This is a genomic window from Aneurinibacillus aneurinilyticus ATCC 12856 (genome assembly GCF_000466385.1).
Taxonomy (GTDB): Bacteria; Bacillota; Bacilli; order Aneurinibacillales; family Aneurinibacillaceae; genus Aneurinibacillus; species Aneurinibacillus aneurinilyticus.
The window spans coordinates 25,371-29,482 of record NZ_KE952892.1 but is presented as its reverse complement, the minus strand read 5'-3'; the positions used below and the strand labels follow the sequence as shown (position 1 = coordinate 29,482).

Sequence of the window (4,112 nt, the reverse complement as noted above, 5' to 3'; positions counted from 1 at the left end):
TATCGGTAAGCTCATTGAATTTTTCAAAGAAGATTACTATTCGTTTCCTGATAACATCGCGCAAATCAGCTATGTAAATGATGAAGTCAATAAACTTGTGAAAATCTATGAACATAACCAGCCACAAGAGTAATAAGAGCGATAGTAGCAAACATTTATATTTCTCAATTCAGCTTAATTGCGAATTTACATGTATTTGCTTATTGAGCACGATTAGTGCATATGTTAAGTTTAAATAATAAAAAGAACTCTTGGAACAAGAGGGATAGCTCGGTCAGTTTTCATTGGCTACTAGAAGCAACGATAAGTCGAGAAGCCCCCACTTCAAAAATCGTTAGGTGTTAAGTGGTGGGTCGTTCACGGTACCCTTTTTTGATATTGTATATCTCAAAAACTGCGATCCCGAACTTTTGCCAAGTTCGGGAAATTTCATTTTATACAGGTAGAATATTATCTCATTTGCCATTTTGTACCCTTTGTATTATAATGGTGTTAATAAGGAGGTTTTCCATGTATACATTCAATTTAGAAAAGGGAACGATTGAAAAATTACAGGAAGTGATTCCATCAGGGAAGCGTTCCCGTATTATTCGAGACTATATTATACATGACTACTCTTTACCTACAAATCTAGATGAATTACAAAGTATACCAAAAGAAAATGAAGTATACCCTTTTTATCTAAATGAATCAGCTATATCCAAAATAGATGCACTTATAAAAGCAGCTGCAAATCAAGGACTAGGAATAAATCGTTCTACTATCATGCGAGATGTATTACAACGCATGATAAAAAAATATGAAGATAACCCTATTGAAGCAGGAAAACGAAAAGAAATTGTTTTTTATGTTCCAAAAGGAACGGTAAAGGCCTTAAATCAATTTGTTCCAGCCAAGCAAAGAAGTATCTTTATTGAGGACTTTATTTTAAGCGAATATACTCCTTCTAGTGAGGATGTATTAAAAGAAAAGAAAGACACGAGCGAACGCTTTAAAGTTTACCTGGATGAACATACTATAGAATTTATGGATGAGCTTGCAGCCAAGTTTAATACTAAATCCATAAAACGCAGCTCTATAGGCAGGGATATTGTTTTGCAAGCATTAGATGTATTGCAAACAAGTAAAAGTCCAAAGCAGAAAAATTTAGATGAAAAATTATACTCTGTCATTCAAGAGTATAAAGAAATTTACGGTTCTGACGTAAAAAAAATAGTTAATAAAATCCTTGAGGATTAGACTGTGATATAATCGAGTTTGTACAATAGAATCGGCTCCTCAAGGGCAGGTCAGCTCGCTCCCTTACAGAAAGGGGGTGATGTGCGTGACAATATATGAGGCCAACATGCAGACGCTTACGTTCGGATTATTTATCGTAGGCTTTCTGAGTGTTATCATAGCAATTGTTGCTATCGCCATGAAACGCAGATAGACCTCCCTTGAGCCTGCAAGCAAAGGAGAGGTCTATTTTTTGTAACCTTATGAGCTGTCCCTCTTAACGGGAACACCTATTGTACACAGGCCGCTTGGTGTTGGCAGCACCAGCGGTCTTTTCTTATTTTATGTGTTATTACTACCTATTATACTAACAACCCAAACACAACGCAACAAAGATGAAATTATTGGTATTTAACCATTGAAACAAGAACGTTTGTTCCTGTATAATTGAGGTAAAGGAAAGGAATGATCCTTACTTGATCACAATAAAAAATATGTGTTGCATTACTGGTAGTGAACAATTTCTCGAAGATGACTCTGTAGACCTTATCGTTACTGATCCTCCTTTTAATCTGGGCTTTGGGGGAACAACTCAAACTCGAACCAAAAAACCACGTTTTCACATCATAGAAAATGATAAGCTTTCCTTTCGGGACTATCAGCGCTTTAGCTTACAATGGCTACGCCAAGCGTACCGTATATTGAAGCCGAAGCACCACATCTATGTTTGCATTGATTGGAGAATGTACCCTTTCCTATTCCGATGGATGCAGCGAGTCGGATTCCACATTAAAAATTTAATTGTCTGGGACAAGGTTAGTTTTGGAATGGGATGGCAATATCGCTTCCAGCATGAACTTGTGATTTTTGCAGTAAAGGGAGCTCATAAGGTTCGGCGCGTTTCAACACGCAACACGCCTGACATATGGAAAATCAAACGAATCCCTGGGAATCAAACATGTCACCCTACTGAGAAACCAACGGAATTGTTTGAGATAATGATACAAAATAGCAGCCAACCAGGGGAATTAGTCGTTGATTTTTTTACTGGCATAGGTGCTTCTATGGAAGCAGCATTTAATTTAAAACGAGATTTTTATGGATTTGAGATCGATACAGGTTATTACAATGACACTATAAAGCGGTATGAGCGTATACATATATGAATGAACATCACAATTCTTTATGACAATCGAAAATAATCTCTCATCGAGAGTTAATATACAAAACCAGCCTACAACGCTTCTTGCTAGGCTGGTTTTCATTTTCCAAAAAGTCCTTATCCAGAAACGATTCGAGGAATGAGAGGCCACTATGGAGAATATTTATAGTGAGCCCCAGTCTATCATGGATTCCCGTCATAGTTCCCTGTAATTTCTACTTCCGCATCAAACAGTGCTTCGTCTTTTTCAGGATTATCGGGGTCAATATATGTTCTACACTTAGCATAAAGCCATATGTTCATTGGACGGTTATTGACGATTTCGACTTCATCAAAATCAAAATCATAATTTCTTCTTAAGTAATCTTCAATGATTTCCTGTAAGTCCTCCTCATTGATCTCTAATTTTCGTTCAATAAAACCTTCCTTGCTGTAGTACTTTATTGGATATACAGTACGTATTGTCATTAGTCCACCTTCCTTCAGTCCTATATCTCATAATTTTAATCTTATCATTAGAGTAAACCCTATTGATAGAAAGTACTATTGATTTTTAAGATTTTGAAGTGTGGCCCTTAATAAGTTCTTTATTTTTTTATGTTCTTATATTTTGGGAATAATAAGTATAAGTCTATATAATACCCCATTTCTTTAACCCCAGTTCTTTAAAACCCATTAGGAAATTTTACGAGCGCCGTAATCCTTTGAGCCTGAAGGCTTTAGGCTTCCTAACAGAAAGAAAATGGATCAAAAAATCCGGAAATCACAGACACCCATCTAGTTTTTATATCAGTAAGGTTAGAATCCACAATATATTTACCTAGAATCCACAGAAAAATAATGACGATAAAAGGGAAAATAGTTTGATTTTGTCATTTGTTTTTGGATAGTTGAGGGCCTCATCATTCAATCATCCAGGTTCTTCACTTCTATTCCGGATATATTCGACGGCTGCCGTACCTCCCCTATAAAAAAACAGCACGCCAAAAACCGGCCGATTCCACAGGGAATCCGTCGGTTGCCAGGCTAAATATGAAATTGGATTATGTATGATTCGCCTACTCCTCCCCATCCTCGGCTTCTAGCCAATTATAGAAAGGAAATTTGTCTATAGCCGGTAGGGCCTGTCCTGTGCTGGCTAAGGCAGCTGGTTGCTTTTGCTTATGTGTGATCCATCCGATCGCCAGCTGCAGCTGCTCTACCCTTCTACGGAACCAGGAAGCCCACTGCTCGGCTGTAGAGGCCTCTGGCGTATCTTGTTTCATCGGAAGGAACTGTGTCGTTGTCAGGGCATTTTTGGCCGTTATAAGCTGCTTCTGAAGAAACGGCAATGCCTTTTCTGCCAGCTCGTCCAGGATGCTACGGAAGTAACGACCGATCTCGCCTTCTTTTGTTAGTTCTTTATGTAAAAGCTTGTAAGAGCTAGACAGCTTTTCAAGCGCTTGGACAAACATTTTTTTGCCTGCTTCGGCAAACCGGTTGATGTACTCACTTTTCAGTTTGAGCAAATCCCGGCGTGCCGTTTTTGACACTAGGTCTTCAGCATTGAGCTTCACCAGCTGCTCATCCAGCCATTCATACTCCCCTACATTTTCAAGTGCCGATTGACGGGCATACTCCTCCTGTAGCCCATGTACGGTGACTTTCTCAATGCCACGTACTGTAGTAATTTCCAACTTTAAGAACGTCGCTGCTTCCTCCAGCGCCGCTTTCAGCTCTTTTTTCGTATAGA

Annotated in this window: 4 protein-coding genes; 2 read left to right on the top strand and 2 right to left on the bottom strand. The window is 38.5% G+C overall.

Annotation, left to right across the window (positions count from 1 at the left end; all coding sequences use genetic code 11):
* Positions 1 to 510 precede the first annotated feature (510 nt).
* Together HMPREF0083_RS22130 and HMPREF0083_RS22125 are read left to right on the top strand one after the other, a co-directional pair.
* Positions 511 to 1,239 (top strand): hypothetical protein, encoded by a 729-nt coding sequence (locus HMPREF0083_RS22130; protein ID WP_021624082.1) that lies wholly within the window; start codon positions 511 to 513, stop codon positions 1,237 to 1,239.
* A 455-nt stretch (positions 1,240 to 1,694) separates the two neighbouring features.
* On the top strand, positions 1,695 to 2,384 hold the full coding sequence (locus HMPREF0083_RS22125) for a DNA-methyltransferase (RefSeq protein WP_245191369.1): 690 nt from the start codon (positions 1,695 to 1,697) through the stop codon (positions 2,382 to 2,384).
* A gap of 179 nt (positions 2,385 to 2,563) precedes the next feature.
* Here HMPREF0083_RS22125 and HMPREF0083_RS22120 read toward each other — a convergent pair whose 3' ends face one another.
* A complete protein-coding gene (locus tag HMPREF0083_RS22120) occupies positions 2,564 to 2,848 on the bottom strand; it encodes a hypothetical protein (RefSeq protein WP_021624080.1) in 285 nt (94 codons plus the stop codon).
* Positions 2,849 to 3,438: 590 nt separating this feature from the next.
* Positions 3,439 to 4,112, bottom strand: a 674-nt coding sequence (locus tag HMPREF0083_RS22115) for a hypothetical protein (protein ID WP_021624078.1), incomplete at its 5' end; no start/stop codon positions are given.